Consider the following 17143-nt stretch of genomic DNA (forward strand, 5'->3'; position numbering starts at 1 on the left):
CGATACACAACCCCGCCCTCCTCGACATACTGTCGATACCCCGCCAGCACAGACTTCCGGCCACACAGCGCGACGGCAACCCGCCGTCGCCGAGTACGCCGGGAACCCTGCCCATGAAAGCGTTACCACTGCCCTCTGGCTGGAAGCTGTTCCACGCCCTCGCGGCCCTGACCCTGCTAATGACCGCTGTGGTGCTCATCACCCATCCGCTGGGGGCCGACGGCCTGCGCAGCGCCATTCGCGCCACGGCACGCAGTTCCTTCGCACTGTTCCTGCTGACCTTCCTGGCCTCGACGCTGGTCACCCTGCTACCCGGCCAGGCCAGCCGCCAGTTGCTCCGCGAACGGCGCTACCTGGGCCTGGCCTTCGCCTTCTCGCATACTGTCCATGGCATGCTGATCTACCTGTATGCGCAGCGCTACCCGGAGTTGTTCTGGGCCGGGCGCAGCGCGGTGGCAAATATCCCGGGCTCGGTGGGCTACCTGTTCATCCTGTTGCTGACCCTGACTTCGTTCAAGGCACCTATGCGCCTGCTCGGCCCACGCCTGTGGAAAGGCCTGCACAGCACCGGCACCTGGGTGCTGGCGGCAGTGTTCTGCCTGTCGTTCTACAAGCGCATCCCAATGGGCGGTTGGTACCCACTGGCGTTCGCCCTGATGTTCGCCGCCATCACCCTCAAGCTCATCGCCAAAAAGGCCCAGCGCTCACGCCGGGCCGCCCCTGCCCTGTCGCACTGACACAAGGAGATCACCATGCTGACAAACACCTTGACTCGCCCGTTCATGGTCCTCGACCGGGCCGGCAGCTGGAGCGCCGACCTGCCGCTGCGCCTGTTCCTGGCCTGGGAATTCTTCGAATCGGGTCTGGAAAAATTCAACGGCAGCAACTGGTTCGCCGACCTGCAAAGTAGTTTCCCCTTTCCGTTCGACCTGCTGCCGGCGGGCCTGAACTGGCAACTGTCGATGTGGGCCGAGCTGCTTTGCCCGTTGCTCCTGCTGCTCGGCCTCGGCACCCGGCTGGCCTCGGCGGTGCTGATGGTGGTGACCGTGGTGGCGATCGCGGCGGTGCACTGGCCAAGCCAGTGGTCGAGCCTGGCGGAACTGGGGCGGGGGTATGCGATCACCGACCAGGGGTTTGGCAGCTTCAAGCTGCCGCTGATCTACCTGGTGGCGTTGTTGCCACTGCTGTTGAAAGGCTCTGGAAGGTTGAGCCTGGACCACTGGCTGTGGCGTCGGCGTTGAAGCATCGCGGGGCAAGCCCGCTCCCACGCAGGCATTCACGTAGTGGGAGCGGGCTTGCCCGTTGATAGAGACTCACACAGTCTCGGCCTCATCGCGCCGGTGCGCCCACTGGTACAACGCGGGCAGCACCAGCAAGGTCAGCGCCGTCGACGACAGGATGCCGCCGATCACCACCGTCGCCAACGGTCGTTGCACCTCGGCACCGGTGCCGGTGGCCAGGGCCATCGGGATGAAGCCGAGCGATGCCACCAGCGCGGTCATCAGCACCGGTCGCAAGCGAGTCAAGGCGCCCTCCTCGACTGCGGCGCGCAGGCCGCGCCCTTCTTCGCGCAGGTTGCGGATGAAGGCGATCATCACCAGACCATTGAGCACCGCCACACCGGAAAGCGCGATAAAGCCCACGCCCGCCGAGATCGACAGCGGAATGTCGCGCAGCCACAGCGCCAGCACGCCACCGGTGAGGGCGAAGGGAATCCCGGTGAACACCAGCAGACCGTCCTTGAGGTTGTTGAACATCATCAGCAACAAGGCCATGACCAGCAGCAACGACACCGGCACCACTACGCGTAGGCGCTCGGCCGCCGATTGCAACTGCTCGAACTGGCCGCCCCAGCGGGTCCAGTAGCCCGGTGGAATCTGCACCTGGTCGATCAAGGTCTGCGACGCCTCCTCGACGAACGAGCCCAGGTCACGCCCGCGCACGTTGGCACTGACCACCACCACGCGTTTGCCGTCTTCGCGGCTGACCTGGTTGGGGCCCAGCTGCAGGTTCAGCGTGGCCACCTGGGACAACGGGATGAAACCGATCTGCGCAGCGCCCGCGGCGGCACTGGCCGGTACCGGGATAAGCAGGCTCGACAACCCGTCGACATCGGTACGCAGCGCCTCGGACAGGCGTACCACCATGTCGAAGCGGCGATCGCCTTCGTACAGGGTACCGGCGGTACGGCCCCCCACGGCGATGGCGATGGCATCCTGTACATCGCCCACGTTCAGACCGTGGCGGGCGGCCTTGTCGCGGTCAATATCGATAGTCAGCACCGGCAAGCCGGTCGTCTGCTCGACCTTTACCTCGGAGGCCCCCGTCACTTGCTGCAAGCTGGCGGCGATCTGCGCGGCGGTGCGGTTGAGCACTTCCATGTCGTCACCGAACACCTTCACCGCCACGTCGCTGCGCACCCCGGAAATCAGCTCGTTGAAGCGCAACTGGATTGGCTGCGACAGTTCGTAGTTGCTACCCGGCACGCTGGCCGCCGCCTGCTGTACCTCGGCGATCAGTGCGTCACGCGATTTATCCTGATCCGGCCACTGCTCGCGCGGCTTGAGCATCACGTAGGCGTCGGAAATGTTCGGCGGCATCGGGTCGGAGGCGATCTCGGCGGTGCCGGTGCGCGCGAACACTCGCTCGACTTCCGGCACCCGCTCGATGATGGTCTTCTCCAGGCGCTGCTGCATGTCCACCGACTGCGACAGGCTGGTGCCCGGCACGCGCAGGGCCTGCAGGGCGAAGTCGCCTTCGCTGAGGCTGGGGATGAACTCGCTGCCCATGCGGCTGGCCAGCACGCCGGACAGCAGCACCAGGGTGGCGGCGCCGGCAAAGGCCAGGTTGCGCCGGCCCAGCACCCATTCCAGCACCGGGGCATAGCGGCGGCGGGCGGTGCGCATGACCACGCCCTCTTCTTCCTTCACCTTGCCGGTGACGAACAGCGCGAGTGCCGCCGGGACGAAGGTCACCGAAAGGATCATCGCCCCGAGCAACGCCATCACCACAGTGAAGGCCATGGGGTGGAACATCTTGCCCTCGACCCCGGTCAGGGCAAAAATCGGCAGGTATACCACCATGATGATCAACTGCCCGTAGATCAGCGGCCGGCGCGCCTCGCGGGCGGCGGCAAACACTTCGTGGAAGCGCTCGGAACGGGTCAGCATGCGGCCATGATGCTGCTGGGCATGGGCCAGGCGGCGAATGGCGTTTTCGACGATCACCACCGCGCCGTCGACGATGATGCCGAAGTCCAGCGCCCCCAGGCTCATCAGGTTGGCGCTGACCTTGTTGCTGAACATGCCGGTGAAGGTGAACAGCATCGACAATGGGATGACCATGGCGGTGATCAGCGCGGCGCGGATGTTGCCCAGGAACAGGAACAACACCGCGATGACCAGGATCGCGCCCTCGATGAGGTTCTTCTTCACCGTGGCGATGGCTTTTTCCACCAGGTTGGTGCGGTCATAGACGGTGATCGCCACCACGCCCTTGGGCAGGCTGCGGTTGATCTCCTCGAGCTTGGCCGCCACCGCCTGGGACACCGTGCGGCTGTTCTCGCCGATCAGCATGAACACCGTGCCCAGTACCACTTCCCGGCCGTTCTCGGTGGCGGCGCCAGAGCGCAGCTCCTGGCCCAGGCCGACCTGGGCCACGTGGCTGACGCGGATCGGCGTGCCGTCGACGCTGGAGATGACGATGCTGGCGATGTCCTCGGCCGAAGCCACCTGGCCCGGGGCGCGGATCAGCAATTGCTCGCCATTGCGTTCGATATAGCCGGCGCCGACGTTGGCGTTGTTGCGCTCCAGGGCGGCGATCAGGTCGTTGAGGGTCAGCTTGTAGGCTGCCAGGCGCTTGGGCTCCGGGGCGATCAGGTACTGCTTGGCGTGGCCGCCGATGCTGTTGACTTCGGCCACGCCAGGCACATTGCGCAGCTGCGGCTTGATGATCCAGTCCTGGATCACCCGCAGGTCGGTGGCGGTATAGGGTGTGCCGTCGTCCTTCAGCGCGCCTTGCGTGGCCTCGACCGTCCACAGGAAGATCTCGCCAAGGCCGGTGGAGATCGGCCCCATGGCCGCCTCGATGCCCTCGGGCAACTGCTCGCGAGCCACCTGCAGGCGCTCGTTGACCAGTTGCCGGGCGAAGAAGATATCGGTGCCGTCATCGAAGATCACCGTCACCTGCGACAAGCCCGAGCGCGACAGCGAGCGGGTCTGCTTCAGGCCCGGTAACCCGGCCATGGCGGTCTCAATGGCGAAGGTGATGCGCTGCTCGGTCTCCAGCGGCGAATAGCCGGCCGCGGCGGTATTGATCTGCACCTGCACGTTGGTGATGTCGGGCACGGCGTCGATGGGCAGTTTCTGGTAGCTGTGGATGCCCACGGCGGCCATCAGCACCACGGCGAGCATTACCACCAGGCGCTGCTCGATGGCGAATTGGATCAGGCGTTCGAACATGGAAGGCGTCCCCGGTCAGTGGCTGTGTTCGGCCGAGCCTTTGCCCAGCTCGGACTTGAGGACGAAGCTGCCGGCGGCGGCCACTTCGGTACCGGCGGCCAGGCCTTCACGGATCTCCACTTGGCCGGCATCACGCCGGCCGGGCTTGACCGGGCGGGCCGCGAACCCTTCATCGGTGCGGGCGAACACCACGGTCTGCGCCTCCCAGGTCTGCAGGGCGCTTTCCGGGACCACCACCGCAGCGTCGAAACGCTCGACCGTAACCGCGATATTGACGAACAACCCGGGGCGCCAGGCGCCATTGGGGTTGGCCAGGGTGGCGCGCACGGTGGCGGCGCGGTTCTGCTCGCCGAGCAGGCTGCCGACGTAGTTGACCTTGCCCTCCACCTGGGCGCCGAGGTCCGGCGCGCTGACGCTGACGCCACGGCCACTGACCACCTTGTCCAGGTCACGCGGGGCCACGGCGAAGGTAGCCCAGACCCGGCTCAGGTCGGAGAGGGTGAAGGCATTGCTGGTCTCGTCCACCACCTCGCCCACGGTCAGGTGCTTTTCCACCACCACCGCGTCGAACGGTGCGCGCAGCTCGTAGCGGTTGCCCTTGCCGGCCGGCGCCACCGCGGCGACCTTCTGCCCGGCGTTGGCGGCGGCGATTTCGGCCTCCTGCAGCGCCTGGCGGGCCAGCAGGTAGTCCTGCTCGGCACTGATGCGCTCCTGCCACAGCTGTTTTTCACGCGTGAAGGTCAGCCGGGCCAGCTCCAGGCGCCGTTGCGCCGCCTGCTGTTCGCTACGCAGCTCGGAGATCTGCTGGCTGGCGATCACCGCCAGCACCTGGCCGCGCTTGACCGCCTGGCCCAGCTCGGCCTGCACCGACTCGACCACGCCAGGAACCCGTGGCACCACATGGGCGGTGCGATCTTCATCGAAACGGATTTCACCGGGGAAGCTGATGGCGGTGCCCAAGGTGCGCGGACCGGCGGTGGCCAGCTGCACGCCGGCGGCGCGGATCTGCTCGGCAGTCAGGTGCAGCTGGCCCTCCTCCTCGCCATGCCCCTCGCCTGCGGACTCGCCGTGGCCATGGCCGTCGTCCTTCTCTTCGTCATGGCCGTGGCCGGCTTCGCCGTGGTCGTCATGTTGGGCCTGGCCGCTGCCGGCCTTGCCGAGGGTGCCGGTCCAGGCCGCGCCACCGAGGCCGATAACGGCCAGGGCAGCGGCGAGGATGGCGAGCTTGCGTGGGTTGGTCATTGTTGCTCCTGCTGGAAAAGTCGTTGCAGTTCTGGGCCCATCGCGGGGCAATGCGTGGGAGCGGGCTTGCCCCGCGATGGGACGAGGCTCAAAGCTCGCCGTAGATGCGTTCCACCTGCGCCCGGGCATCAGTGGCCTGGGCCAGCGCCTCGAGGTACAAGCCCCGCGCCTCGATCAGCGTGCGCTGGGCATCGAGCACATCGAGGAAGGCGAACTTGCCCATCTCGAAACCTCGGGTGGCGGTGTCCACTGCCTGCTGGGCGGCGGGCAGGATGGTGCGGTCATAGGCCTGCACCTCGCCCATGGCCGTGCCCCACTGCGCCAGGGCGCTGCGGGTATCGCTGCGCAGGCGCAGTTCAACGGCGTTGCGCAGGTCGCGGGCCTGGTCGGCGCGGCGCGCGGCGGACAACACGTTGCCCTGGTTGCGGTCGAACAGCGGCAGCGGCATCGACAACCCGACTACGTTGACCCGCTCACGGTCCTCGCGGCTGTACTGGCTCCCCAGGCTGACGGTCAGGTTGGGGATGCGCTGGGCCTTTTCCGAACCGAGGCTGGCGTCGCCGCGCTCGATCTGCGCCGCGGCCAGGCGCCATTCGGCGGTCTGCTCGACCGAGGCCAGCAGGCGCTCGGCCTTGGGCGCCGGGCCTGGTGAGAGCGAGGTGGCGTCAAGTTGGTCGAAGCCGGCCTCGGCGCTGCCGGTCAGCCGCGCCAGGGCTTGATTGGCCACCGTGCGTTCGGTTCGCGCCCGGCGCACCGCCGCTTCGGCCTGGGCCAACTGCACCTGGGCACGGGTGGCCTCCACCGGCGAAGACTGCCCTGCGCGCACCCGCCCCTCCACCACCCGCAGCCCGCGCTCGGTCAGCGCCTGTGACTGCTGCGCCAGCTCCAGCGCGGTCTGCGCCCGCAAGGCGGCATGGAAAGCCTGGATCACATCGGCGCGCAGGCTGTTGCGCTGGCGCTCGAGCTCCAGGCGGGCGACCGCCTGGCCGGCCTCGGCGACCTCGATCCGCGCACCGCGCTTGCCGCCCAGCTCCAGGGCCTGGCTGAGGGTCACGGTGGTGGTACTGGTGTCGCGGCGGGTGTCCTCGACCTCCCACGACAGCTCGGGGTTGGGGATCAGCCCGGCCTGGCGGCGCTCGCCTTCGGCGATACCGATCTCGCGGCCGATGGCGGCGAAGTCCGGGTTCTGGGCAAAGGCGGCGTCGAGCGCCTGGTCCAGGCTCAGGCCCTCGGCGCCGGCAGGGCCGGCCAGCAACAGGCAGAGCAAGGCTATCTTGCGGGGGATGGGCACGGTGGAAGTCCTCGTCGACAAGCGGCGGAATGCTTTGGCGAGGGACTTTAGGGAGCCTTGGTTATCTGGGGGGTGGCGTGAAGATTACAATTCTGTAATCGAGCATTGCGGCGCTCCGCGGGGACCTGGCGGATCAGAAGCCCTCGGCAAAGGCTTGCCATCAGGCTAATCCCGAAATACTGTATGAATATTCAGTATTCAGCGGACCACCCCATGCAACTCATCGCCAAACTCGGCATCCTCGCCGACGCCGCCAAGTACGACGCATCCTGCGCCAGCAGCGGCGCGCCCAAGCGCAGCTCGCGTGGCCGCGACGGCCTCGGCGCCACCGATGGCATGGGCATCTGCCACAGCTACACCCCCGATGGCCGCTGCGTGTCGCTGCTCAAGGTGCTGCTGACCAACTTCTGCCTGTACGACTGCCAGTACTGCGTCAACCGCCGCTCGAGCAACGTGCCGCGGGCACGCTTCAGCCCCGAGGAGGTGGTGCGCCTGACCCTGGACTTCTACCGGCGCAACTGCATCAGCGGCCTGTTCCTCAGCTCAGGCATCATCCGCTCGGCCGACTACACCATGGAGCAGCTGATCCGGGTAGCGCGCCTGCTGCGCGAAGAACACGCCTTTCGCGGCTACATCCACCTCAAGACCATCCCCGACGCCGACCCGCTGCTGATCGAGGAGGCCGGGCGTCTGGCCGACCGGCTGAGCGTGAACATCGAGCTGCCCACCGACGCCAGCCTGCAGCGCCTGGCCCCGGAAAAGCGCGCCAGCACCATTCGCCAGGCCATGGGCGTGATCCACCACGGCCAGCAGGCCGTCGCCGGCGAGCCGCGGGCACCGCGCTTCACCCCCGCCGGACAGAGCACCCAGGTGATCGTCGGCGCCGACGCCACCGACGACAGCACCTTGCTGCGCAATGCCGAATCGCTGTATCAGGGCTATGGGCTCAAACGGGTCTACTACTCCGCCTTCAGCCCGATCCCCGACAGCCCTTCCAGCGTACCCCTGGCCGCGCCGCCGCTGCTGCGCGAGCACCGCCTGTACCAGGCCGACTTCCTCCTGCGCGGCTACGGCTACAAGGCCGGCGAACTGTTGGCCGAGGCCGGTAATCTGGCCCTGGACATCGACCCCAAGCTGGCCTGGGCGCTGGCCAACCGCGAGGTGTTCCCGCTCGACGTCAACCGCGCCGAGCCGGCGTTGCTGGCGCGCATCCCCGGTATCGGCCTGCGCAGCGTGCAGCGCCTGGTCGCCCTGCGTCGGGAGCGGCGCATCCGCTACGACGACCTGATCCAGTTGCGCTGCGTGCTGGAGAAAGCCCGCCCGTTCATCGTCACCAGCGACTACCACCCGGCCCAGGCCGAGCTGCGCAGCGGCCTGCTGCGCGCCCGCCTGCGTGAACCCCAGGCGCCCGTGCAGATGGGGCTGTGGGGATGATCGCGCTGGATTGCGGCGATGATTTCGCCACCTGGCGCGACCAGGCCCGGCAACTGCTCGGCCACGGCATCGACCCGGCCACGGTGACCTGGGGCCAGGGCTGGATGGACGACCTGCTGGCTGTGCCCACGCCCCTGCCCGCAGGCCCCGGCCCGTTCCACGCGCGGGTGCCGGCGGCGCTGCTGGCCCAACTGGAACAGGCCGGGCGCTACCGCGGCGAACAGCGCTGGAACCTGTTGTACGAGGTGCTGTGGCGCGTCGCCCACGGCGACCGCACCGCGATGCTGGCCGGCGACCGCCTGGGCAGTGAACTGCAACGGCGCATCCGCCAGGTCGGCCGCGAGGCTCATCACCTGCATGCCTTCGTGCGCTTCGTGCCACTGCCCGAGGCGCTGGCCGAGCAGTTGCAACTGGACCTGGTGGCCTACCACGAACCCGCGCATGACATCCTCGACAGCGCCAGTGCGCACTTCGCCGAACGCCTGGGCCGCCAGCGCTGGCTGATCGCCACGCCGCGTGACGGCATCCGCTACGACGGCGCGCAACTGGACTACCGCCGCCAGTGCCCGGAAGACTGGCGGCAATGGGCGCGCAATGCCGACGACCCCGGGGCCGAACTGTGGCTGGCCTACTACCGGCACACCTTCAACCCTGCCCGGCTCAACCCCGGCGCGTTGCGCCAGCATCTACCCGGACGCTTCTGGCGCCACCTGCCCGAAGGGCCCCTGATCCCCGAGCTGGTGGGCCAGGCGCGGCACGGCAAGCAACGCGACGGCCAGGCACTGGAAATAGGCAGGCAACAAGGTAAACGGATTGGCGCAGGAGGCACTGACCGATAGGTACGGCTCTAGGCAAACCAATCCATTCGAATAGAAAATGTGAAAATTTCATCATTTTCAATGCATACGCCCTGTTCTTGACTGGGCAATCCCGACATACTTATTGCTAATCGTTCTCATAAGCGCTAGTAATAAGGATAAAGCTCGGCATGTCATCGCTTCCCTCGACCCACCGCTTCGTGCCCGCCCGCAACCTGCTGGCCATGGCCATCTGCATGGCGATCCTCACCCCCGCGCTGGCAGCCGAACAGGCCCCCGCCGTGATCGAACTGGGTGCCACAGCCATCGACGACAGCAGCCTGGGCAGCACCACCGAGGGGTCGAAGTCGTACACCACCGGTGCCATGTCCACCGCCACCAAGCTGCCGTTGACCATGCGTGAAACGCCTCAGGCGGTGACGGTGATCACCCGCCAGCGCATGGATGACCAGGGCATGACCAGCATCAACGACGTGGCCAAGTACACGCCGGGGCTGTTCCTCAACCAGTCCAATGGCCCGGGCCGGCAGACCTACAAGGCCCGTGGCTTCGACGTCGACAACATCATGTATGACGGCATCCCCAGCGCCTACACCGGCTGGGTGGTCGGTGCCCAGCCGAACCTGGCGATGTTCGATCGAGTGGAAGTGGTGCGCGGCGCCACCGGCCTGGTCACCGGTTCCGGCACGCCCTCGGCGGCGATCAACCTGGTGCGCAAGCGCCCGCTGGCGGAGCAGAAGGTCACCCTCACCGGTGCCGCCGGCAGCTGGGACAACTACCGCGGCGAGCTGGACGCCTCCAGCCCGCTCAACGACAGCGGCACCCTGCGCGGCCGCGTGGTGGCCTCGTACCAGGATGCCAACGGCTTCCGTGACGGCCAGCAGGAGGACCACGGGCTGTTCTACGCGATCACCGAGGCCGACCTGGGCGAAGACACCACCCTCACCCTCGGCCTTTCCCACCAGAAGGACAAGACCAACGTGTTCTGGGGCGCGATCCCCACCGCCCTGGACGGCCATCACCTGGACCTGCCGCGTTCCTACAACCCGGCCACCGACTGGGAGGTCAAGGACCAGGAGATCAACACCCTGTTCGCCGAGGTGCGCCAGCGCCTGGCCAATGACTGGAAGCTGCAGGTCAACGCCACTTACAGCGAGCAGAACGCGCTGTTCCGCGGCTCCTACCAATCGCGCTGGGACTTGGCCAAGCCCCTGAGCCGGACGGTCTACCAGGCAGCCCACGACGAGAACCAGCTGGGCCTGGACACCTTCGCCAGCGGCCCGTTCGAAGCGTTCGGGCGCACCCACGAGCTGGTGGTCGGCGCCAGCAAGCGCATCTACGACATGACCGAGCGCAACTACAGCCCCTACGACATGGACTACCCCATCGACGGCGGCAAGCCCGACTTCCTGCACACCGGCAGCAGTCGCTACCTGATCAACCAGGAGGGCGTATACACCACCACCCGCCTGAGCCTGGCCGACCCGCTCAAGCTGATCCTCGGCGGGCGCCTGGACTGGTACGACTACGACAAGCGCGGCAGCAACGATGGCGACTACAAGGTGACCCGCAACGTCACCCGCTATGCCGGCCTGATCTACGAGCTGGACGAACACCACTCGGTCTACGCCAGCTATACCGATATCTTCCAGCCACAGGACAGCCAGGACAGCAGCGGCACCCCGGTACGGCCGATCGAAGGCAAGAACTACGAGGTAGGCATCAAGGGTGAATACTTCGATGGCGCGCTCAATGCCAGCCTTGCCGTGTTCCGCATCGACCAGGAAAACCGCGCGGTCGAGGTGGACGACAAGAGCGTCTGCCGAGCGGGCCAGTTCACCTGCTACGAAGCCTCCGGCGAGGTGCGCAGCCAGGGTATCGACTTCGAGGTGCAAGGCGCGCTGACCGAGCAATGGCAGATCGGTGCCGGCTACACCTACGCCCGCGTGCACACCATCAAGGACGCCAAGAACCCCGCCAACGTCAACAAGCCGCTGTCCTCCGACACCCCCGAGCACCAGCTCAAGCTGTTCACCACCTACCGCTTCCAGGGTCCGCTGGAGAAACTGCGCGTCGGTGGCGGCATCACCTGGCAGAGCCGTATGTACAACGATTTCAGCGTGGCCGATGGCGGCCGCTACCGCCTCGAGCAAGGCGCTTATGCGGTGACCGACCTGATGGCCGGCTACGCGGTCAACCAGCACCTGGACCTGCAGCTCAATGCCAACAACGTGTTCGACAGGAAGTACTACTCGTCGATTTCCAGCTCGGTGAACTACGGGGGCGACACCTTTGGCGATCCGCGCAACCTGATGCTGACCGCCAAGTACAGCTTCTGACCTGCTCAGGCGCAGGGATGCGCTTGATACCCTGATTGAATGCGGATTTTGTGGGCGCTGCGTTATGCCGCCCCCACAAATCCGCGCCCTCTTTCCTCAGGCATGCACCCAGCGTCGATGCAGCGCCCGCGCCAAGGCATCGAGCATGAACCCCAGTGCGCCGATCAGCAGCACCATCGCCATCAGTTCCGAATAGGCCAGGCGGTCGCGGGTGTCGAGGATGAAGTAGCCAAGGCCGGCACTCACTCCGAGCATTTCGCACGGCACCAGCACGATCCACAGAATGCCGATGGCCAGGCGCACGCCGGTCAGCACATGGCCGATCACCCCGGGGATGATCACCTTGCACAACGTCTCCCAGCGCGTGGCGCTGAGGCTGCGGCTCAACTGCAGCCAGCGCGGGTCGAGCTGGCGCACCCCGGCGGCGGTGTTGAGCAGGATCGGCCACAGCGCGGCAAAGGCCAGCAGGAAGTAGATCGGCTGGTCGCCCACGCCCATCAGCATCACCACCACCGGCATCCACGACAGCGGCGAGATCATGCGCAGGAACTGGAACGCCGGCGTGGTCGCCGCCTCCAGGTGGCGATAGCTGCCCACCAGCAGACCCAGCGGCACGCCGATCAGCAGCGCCAGCAGCAGGCCGACGAGGATGCGCTCGAGGCTCACCCAGATATGCCCGTAGACCTCGCCCTGCCCCAGCAGCTCGACCAGGCTTTGCAGCGTGGCCTGGGGCGCGAAGCGCGCCGACAGGCCATCGGCGGCGCCGAACAGGCGCACCCCCGCCCACCACAGCAACAGCAACGCCGCCAGGCCCGCCAGGCCCAGGGCGCAATGCACGACATGCCTGCGCATCAGACCGCAAACTCCTCGCTACGCTGGAAGTTCTCGGCAATGCCGAACGCCGCCGGCCCACCCACCGCGGCAATGGCGTTGCGTACGAAGCGATCATCCACCAGGTCGCGAGCGGCCTGGGCCGGGTCGAGGGCGGCGAGAAAATCGCTTTCGCCGACGATCAGGGTGTTCTTCAGGCGCTTGACCAGTTCTTCGGTGTAGCTGGGGAACGGGTAAGGCTGGAAGTCGATACGCTTCTCGTCCCACTGCTGGTGCTGGATCGCGCCGCTGGCGATGTAGCCGGCACGGTCTTCGGCAGAAGGCGCCAGCACCTTGGTCAGCACCGCCGGCTCGTGCGGGGTGTACTTGTTGGGGCCGGCCTTGGACAGCAACGCCGCGGCCTCGGCACGGTGCTCGCGGGTCCACTGCTGGGCCTTGACGATGGCGTTGACGACCTTCTGCGACCACTCCGGGCGATTGTTCAGGTCGTGCTCGTGCATGAACACCACGCAGCAGGCATGGTTGCGCCAGACATCGCCGGTGAAGCGCTGCACGCGGCCGACCTTGAGGTTCTCGGCCAGGGCGTTGAACGGCTCGGCGACGATATAGCCGGCGATGCGCTTGCTGGCCAGGGCCGGCGGCATATCCGACGGCGGCAGCACCAGCAGGTTGACTTCGTTGGCCGCCAGCTGCGCGGTGGCGGGCTTGGACACCGGTTTGAGGCCGTTGTCGGAGAGCATCTGCTGCAGCACCACATTGTGGATCGAGTACCAGAACGGGATGGCCACGGTCTTGCCACCGAGCTGCTTCATGTCGGTGATGTCCGGGGCCACGGTCAGGCCCGAGCCGCCGACATGGTTCCAGGCCACGACCTTGGCCGGCACCTTGCTGCCGTAGCGCGCCCACACGGTCATCGGCGACAGCAGGTGGATGACGTTGACCTGGCCGGAGATGAACGCCTCGATCACCTGCGCCCAGCTGCGCAGCAGCACCGGGCGCTCGGCCTTGATGCCCTCGGCCTCGAACAGGCCGTTGTTGTGCGCCACCAGCAGTGGCGTGGCGTCGGTGATCGGCAGGTAGCCGATGCGCACCGGCGCGTCCGGCTCGGCGGCGGCGCGAGCCTGCAGGCTCGACAGCAACGGCACGGCGCCGGCGGCAGTGAGCATGGCGCTGAGCTTGAGAAAATCGCGGCGGGACGTGGTGGAACAGCAGTCATCCATGCACATGGACAGCCTCCGAGGGCAAGGGGGATGGAGTAGGTTCGGCTGTGCGGCTTGCCCGCCGAAGGGTCTTGAGGATTTCGATGCGCAGCGCGCCCAGTTCCTCGACCCGCTGCGCGCGGGGCTGCGGCAGGTCGATGTGCCACTGGCCGAGGGTGCGCGCCGGGTGGTTGCCCAGTAGCAGCACGCGATCAGACAGCAGCAAGGCTTCGTCGATATCGTGGGTAATCAGCACGGCAGCGGTATTGTGGGTGGCGATCAGTTGCAGCAGCAGTTGCTGCATGTCGGCGCGAGTCACCTCGTCCAGCGCGCCGAACGGCTCGTCCAGCAACAGCACCTCGGGCTGGCGCGCCAGGCAGCGGGCCAGCGCGGTGCGCTGGGCCATGCCGCCGGACAACTGCGCCGGGTACTGGCCACGGGCGTGGGCCAGGCCCACCGCGTCGATCGCGTGGTCGATCCGTGCGCGCCGCTCGGCCGCCGCCAGCTTGGGCTGGCGGGCGAAGTCGAGGCCGAAGGCGACGTTCTTCTCCAGGCTCAGCCAGGGCAGCAGGCTCGGGTCCTGGAACGCCACCGCCAGGCGCGGGTGCGGCCCCTGCAGTGGCTCACCGCGCAGCCGCACGCTGCCGCCACGGGGCTGCTGCAGCCCGGCCAGCACGCGCAACAGGCTGGACTTGCCGACCCCGCTGGGGCCTAGGATGGTCACCACCTCGCCCGGCGCCAGCGCCAGGTCGAACTGCTCCAGCACCGCCTGCCAGCCACCGTCGCGCGGGTAGCCCAGGCTGATGTCACGGGCTTCGAGCAGCACCTCGGTCATGCGCTGGCCGCCTGGCGTTGCAGTTCGGCGCGCAGCTGCACCAGGCTCGGGGTGACGATCGGCACGAACGCCGACTCGCGCCAACGGCGGGCGAAGCCTTCGCCATAGGCGGTCAGGTAGGCCTTGCCACCGCTGGCCTGAAGCTCCATCTGCACAGCGTCGGCGGCGCACTCGGCGAGGGTGATGCGCAACTTGAACAACGCGGCCGGTTGCCCCTGGAAACGCCCGTCGAGCAGGCCCTGCTTGAGCTCGCCGACGGTATTCTCCAGGCGCTCCTTGAGCACCTGGCGGGCCTCTTCGAGGAACGAGCCACGACCTTGCAGATGCTCCTGCACTTCATCCAGCGCACGCCGGGCGAGGCCCATGGCCATACCGCACTGCAGCGCCAGGAACGCCGGGCGCACCTTGGGCAGGAACTCGCGGGCGTTGTCATGCAGCAGCCAGTCGCGGGCCAGGGGCACCTGGTGGAACGCCAGCGCCGCGGTGTTGCTCGACTGCAGGCCCATCAGTTGCAGATCGTCGGAGCGCTCCAGGCCCGGCGCATTGGAGGGAATGGCGACCACGAACGGTGCGCCGCCGGCGTCATCCTCGATGGCCGCCGCCACCACGAAACCGCGCTTGCGCAGGTTGGTCACCCAATGCAGACGGCCTTCGAGGTTCCAGCCATCGGCCGCGGGGCGGCCACGCACCTGCAGGGCCTCGATGCCGGAGAGGAACTTCATGGCATTGGACAGGCCGGTGGCCCCGGCGAGTTCGCCCTTGAGCAGGTCGGGCAGCAGCCGTTTGCACAGCTCACGGTTGGGGCTTTGCAGCAGGTATTCGATGAAGGCGCGCTGGCCCCAGCAGACGAAGGCCGCGGCCAGCGAACGGCTGGCGATGGCGGCGATGGCCTCGACCGCCTCGCTGACGTCGCCGCCCGTGCCACCCAGGGCCGGGTCGACGCCGATGCGCAGCAACTGCGACTCGGCGATCTGCGCCAGCACCAGGTGCGGATCGCACTGGCCCTGGTCGATGGCCTCGGCATTGGCATCCAGCCATTGTCGAAATGCATGGTCAAGCATGTCCCTAACTCCTTGTGAAACGCCGGGCACGCCGGCATCAGGCCTCGGTCAGGCCGAAGGCTGCCAACGGTATTTGCCGAGCTCGTCGTTGAGCGGCGTCTGGGCGAACACATTAGCAAAGTTGCACAGGGTTGCGAGGCTGATACCGAGAATCACTTCCAGCGCGTTGCCTTCGCTGAAACCGGCTTCACGGAAGGCCTGGTAGGTGGCGTCGCTGACGTTGCCGCGGGTGGCGATCACTTCGCGGGCGAACGCCGCCAGGGTCTCGTAGCGGGCGTCGGGCAGCTCGCCGCGGGCGCGCAGGGCATCGACCACTTCCTGGGGCAGCTTGGCCTTGTTCAGGGCTACGGCGGTGTGGCCAGCGACGCAGAAGTCGCAGCCGTGCTGGGTGGCGGCGATCAGCTGCACCACTTCGCGCTCGGCCAGGGTCAGCTCGGACTTGCCGTTGAGCGCCGAGACGGTGACGTAGGTTTCCAGCGCCGCCGGGGCGTTGGCCAGGATGCCCAGCAGGTTGGGGATGAAGCCGGAGTTCTTCTGTGCGTTCTCGAGGAACGGGCGGGCGGCTTCCGGGGCGGTCTGCAGGCTGTGTAGAGTAATGCGCGCGGACATGGAGTGGTCTCCTTTGATGTAGGTCGCTACAGTCTGTTGGTTATAAGAAGTAGCATCCATATTCATCAGTCGCCTTTCCTTGCTCCAGAGTCCTTGCATTAGATGATTTCTTCCAGCCCCCTTGTCGATTGGTTATTAGAGAGCCTGGAGCTCGATGCCAGCCTGTTCCATGTGGGCCGCTACTGCGGCGGCTGGCACGCCAGCACACAGGGCCTGGGCCGGGCCAGTTTCCACCTGGTGGTGCAGGGCCATTGCTGGCTGCACATCGATGGCCAGGCGCAGCCGCTGCGCCTGGAGAGCGGCGATGCGGTGTTCCTCTTGCGTGACCTGGCCTATCGATTGTCCGGCGACGAGAATGCCGCCGACGCCTGTGCCCAGCCGCGCCGGAGCATGCAGGCGCTGGACCTGGAAGCCGGGGACGGCGTGGGGCTTGTGTGCGGCTTCTTCCACTTCCAGTCGGGGCTGTCGTCGTTGATCGTCGACGGGCTGGCGGACTGGATCCTGCTGCGCGCCTGCGACCCCGCCGGCAGCGCGGCGCGGGCGCTGTTCGGGCTGATCCTCGAGGAGTGCCGGCGCCCGCAACCGTCCCAGGCGCTGCTCGAACGCCTGACCCACCTGTTGTTCCTCTATGTGCTGCGCCAGCAGGCACACGACGGCCAGGCGCTGGGCGGGCTGGTCGCCCTCGCCCGCCAGCCGGCCTTCGCCGGCTTGCTGGAGCGTTTGATCGAGGCACCAGGCCAGGCCTGGACGCTGGAGGCCATGGCGGCCTGCGCGGGGTTGTCACGCTCGGCGTTCTTCAAGCGCTTCAACGAACTGGCCGGGCAATCCCCCGGGCAGGTGCTGCTGGCGCTGCGCATGCGCCATGCCTGCCAGTTGCTCAAGGCCGGCAACACCGTCGAGCAGGTAGGCGCACAGGCCGGGTATCAGTCGGTGGCGGCATTCACCCGGGCCTTTGCCAAGGCCGTCGGAGTGCAGCCGGGGGCGTACCGCAAGCAGCACGAAGGACGCGCGGGGTAAGGGCCTT

14 protein-coding genes are annotated in these 17143 nt (G+C 67.2%); 6 read left to right on the forward strand and 8 right to left on the reverse strand.

What is annotated here, in order from left to right; genetic code table 11:
* The first annotated feature begins 113 nt into the window (after positions 1–113).
* Together ABZO33_RS15690 and ABZO33_RS15695 are read left to right on the forward strand one after the other, a co-directional pair.
* Positions 114–737, forward strand: a complete 624-nt coding sequence (locus ABZO33_RS15690) for a ferric reductase-like transmembrane domain-containing protein (RefSeq protein ID WP_414536783.1) — start codon at positions 114–116, stop codon at positions 735–737.
* Positions 738–752: 15 nt separating this feature from the next.
* Positions 753–1241: a DoxX family protein gene (locus tag ABZO33_RS15695; RefSeq protein ID WP_414536784.1), complete on the forward strand. Its 489-nt coding sequence runs from the start codon at positions 753–755 to the stop codon at positions 1239–1241.
* Positions 1242–1313: 72 nt separating this feature from the next.
* Here the strand turns inward: ABZO33_RS15695 and ABZO33_RS15700 are convergent, their stop codons facing one another.
* The 3 genes from ABZO33_RS15700 to ABZO33_RS15710 all read right to left on the reverse strand — a co-directional run bounded on the left by ABZO33_RS15700 (position 1314) and on the right by ABZO33_RS15710 (position 6993).
* Positions 1314–4460, reverse strand: a complete 3147-nt coding sequence (locus tag ABZO33_RS15700) for an efflux RND transporter permease subunit (protein WP_414536785.1) — start codon at positions 4458–4460, stop codon at positions 1314–1316.
* A 15-nt stretch (positions 4461–4475) separates the two neighbouring features.
* Positions 4476–5702: an efflux RND transporter periplasmic adaptor subunit gene (locus ABZO33_RS15705; RefSeq protein WP_414536786.1), complete on the reverse strand. Its 1227-nt coding sequence runs from the start codon at positions 5700–5702 to the stop codon at positions 4476–4478.
* An 88-nt stretch (positions 5703–5790) separates the two neighbouring features.
* The gene (locus ABZO33_RS15710; RefSeq protein WP_414536787.1) at positions 5791–6993 is read right to left on the reverse strand and encodes a TolC family protein; all 1203 of its coding nucleotides are present in this window, start codon (positions 6991–6993) and stop codon (positions 5791–5793) included.
* A 213-nt stretch (positions 6994–7206) separates the two neighbouring features.
* On the opposite strand from ABZO33_RS15710, the gene ABZO33_RS15715 reads away from it, so the two are divergent.
* The 3 genes from ABZO33_RS15715 to ABZO33_RS15725 all read left to right on the forward strand — a co-directional run bounded on the left by ABZO33_RS15715 (position 7207) and on the right by ABZO33_RS15725 (position 11584).
* Positions 7207–8427: a putative DNA modification/repair radical SAM protein gene (locus ABZO33_RS15715; protein ID WP_414536788.1), complete on the forward strand. Its 1221-nt coding sequence runs from the start codon at positions 7207–7209 to the stop codon at positions 8425–8427.
* Positions 8424–9266, forward strand: coding sequence for a TIGR03915 family putative DNA repair protein (locus ABZO33_RS15720; protein WP_414536789.1), 843 nt, complete (start codon positions 8424–8426; stop codon positions 9264–9266). The genes ABZO33_RS15715 and ABZO33_RS15720 overlap by 4 nt, the downstream gene beginning before the upstream one ends.
* 149 nt (positions 9267–9415) lie before the next feature.
* Complete coding sequence (locus ABZO33_RS15725) at positions 9416–11584, forward strand: TonB-dependent siderophore receptor (protein ID WP_414536790.1); 2169 nt, start codon at positions 9416–9418, stop codon at positions 11582–11584.
* A 96-nt stretch (positions 11585–11680) separates the two neighbouring features.
* Here ABZO33_RS15725 and ABZO33_RS15730 read toward each other — a convergent pair whose 3' ends face one another.
* From ABZO33_RS15730 to ABZO33_RS15750, 5 genes are read right to left on the reverse strand one after another with little or no spacing between them, the layout of a single operon-like run.
* Positions 11681–12436: an ABC transporter permease gene (locus ABZO33_RS15730; protein ID WP_414536791.1), complete on the reverse strand. Its 756-nt coding sequence runs from the start codon at positions 12434–12436 to the stop codon at positions 11681–11683.
* Positions 12436–13641 carry an ABC transporter substrate-binding protein gene (locus ABZO33_RS15735; protein WP_414536792.1) on the reverse strand — a complete coding sequence of 402 codons (1206 nt, stop codon included), beginning with the start codon at positions 13639–13641 and terminating at the stop codon, positions 12436–12438. Before ABZO33_RS15735 ends, ABZO33_RS15730 begins: the two co-directional genes overlap by 1 nt.
* Positions 13628–14449, reverse strand: a complete 822-nt coding sequence (locus tag ABZO33_RS15740; RefSeq protein ID WP_414536793.1) for an ABC transporter ATP-binding protein — start codon at positions 14447–14449, stop codon at positions 13628–13630. The genes ABZO33_RS15735 and ABZO33_RS15740 overlap by 14 nt, the downstream gene beginning before the upstream one ends.
* Complete coding sequence (locus tag ABZO33_RS15745) at positions 14446–15510, reverse strand: acyl-CoA dehydrogenase family protein (RefSeq protein WP_414536794.1); 1065 nt, start codon at positions 15508–15510, stop codon at positions 14446–14448. Before ABZO33_RS15745 ends, ABZO33_RS15740 begins: the two co-directional genes overlap by 4 nt.
* Before the next feature lie 48 nt (positions 15511–15558).
* A complete protein-coding gene (locus tag ABZO33_RS15750; RefSeq protein ID WP_102684087.1) occupies positions 15559–16119 on the reverse strand; it encodes a carboxymuconolactone decarboxylase family protein in 561 nt (186 codons plus the stop codon).
* Positions 16120–16221: 102 nt separating this feature from the next.
* Between ABZO33_RS15750 and ABZO33_RS15755 the strand changes: the two genes are divergently transcribed.
* The gene (locus tag ABZO33_RS15755; protein ID WP_414536795.1) at positions 16222–17136 is read left to right on the forward strand and encodes an AraC family transcriptional regulator; all 915 of its coding nucleotides are present in this window, start codon (positions 16222–16224) and stop codon (positions 17134–17136) included.
* The last annotated feature ends 7 nt before the right edge of the window (positions 17137–17143 follow it).

Origin of the sequence: Pseudomonas sp. CAM1A, from assembly GCF_047501685.1 — a bacterium.
Classification (GTDB): domain Bacteria; phylum Pseudomonadota; class Gammaproteobacteria; order Pseudomonadales; family Pseudomonadaceae; genus Aquipseudomonas.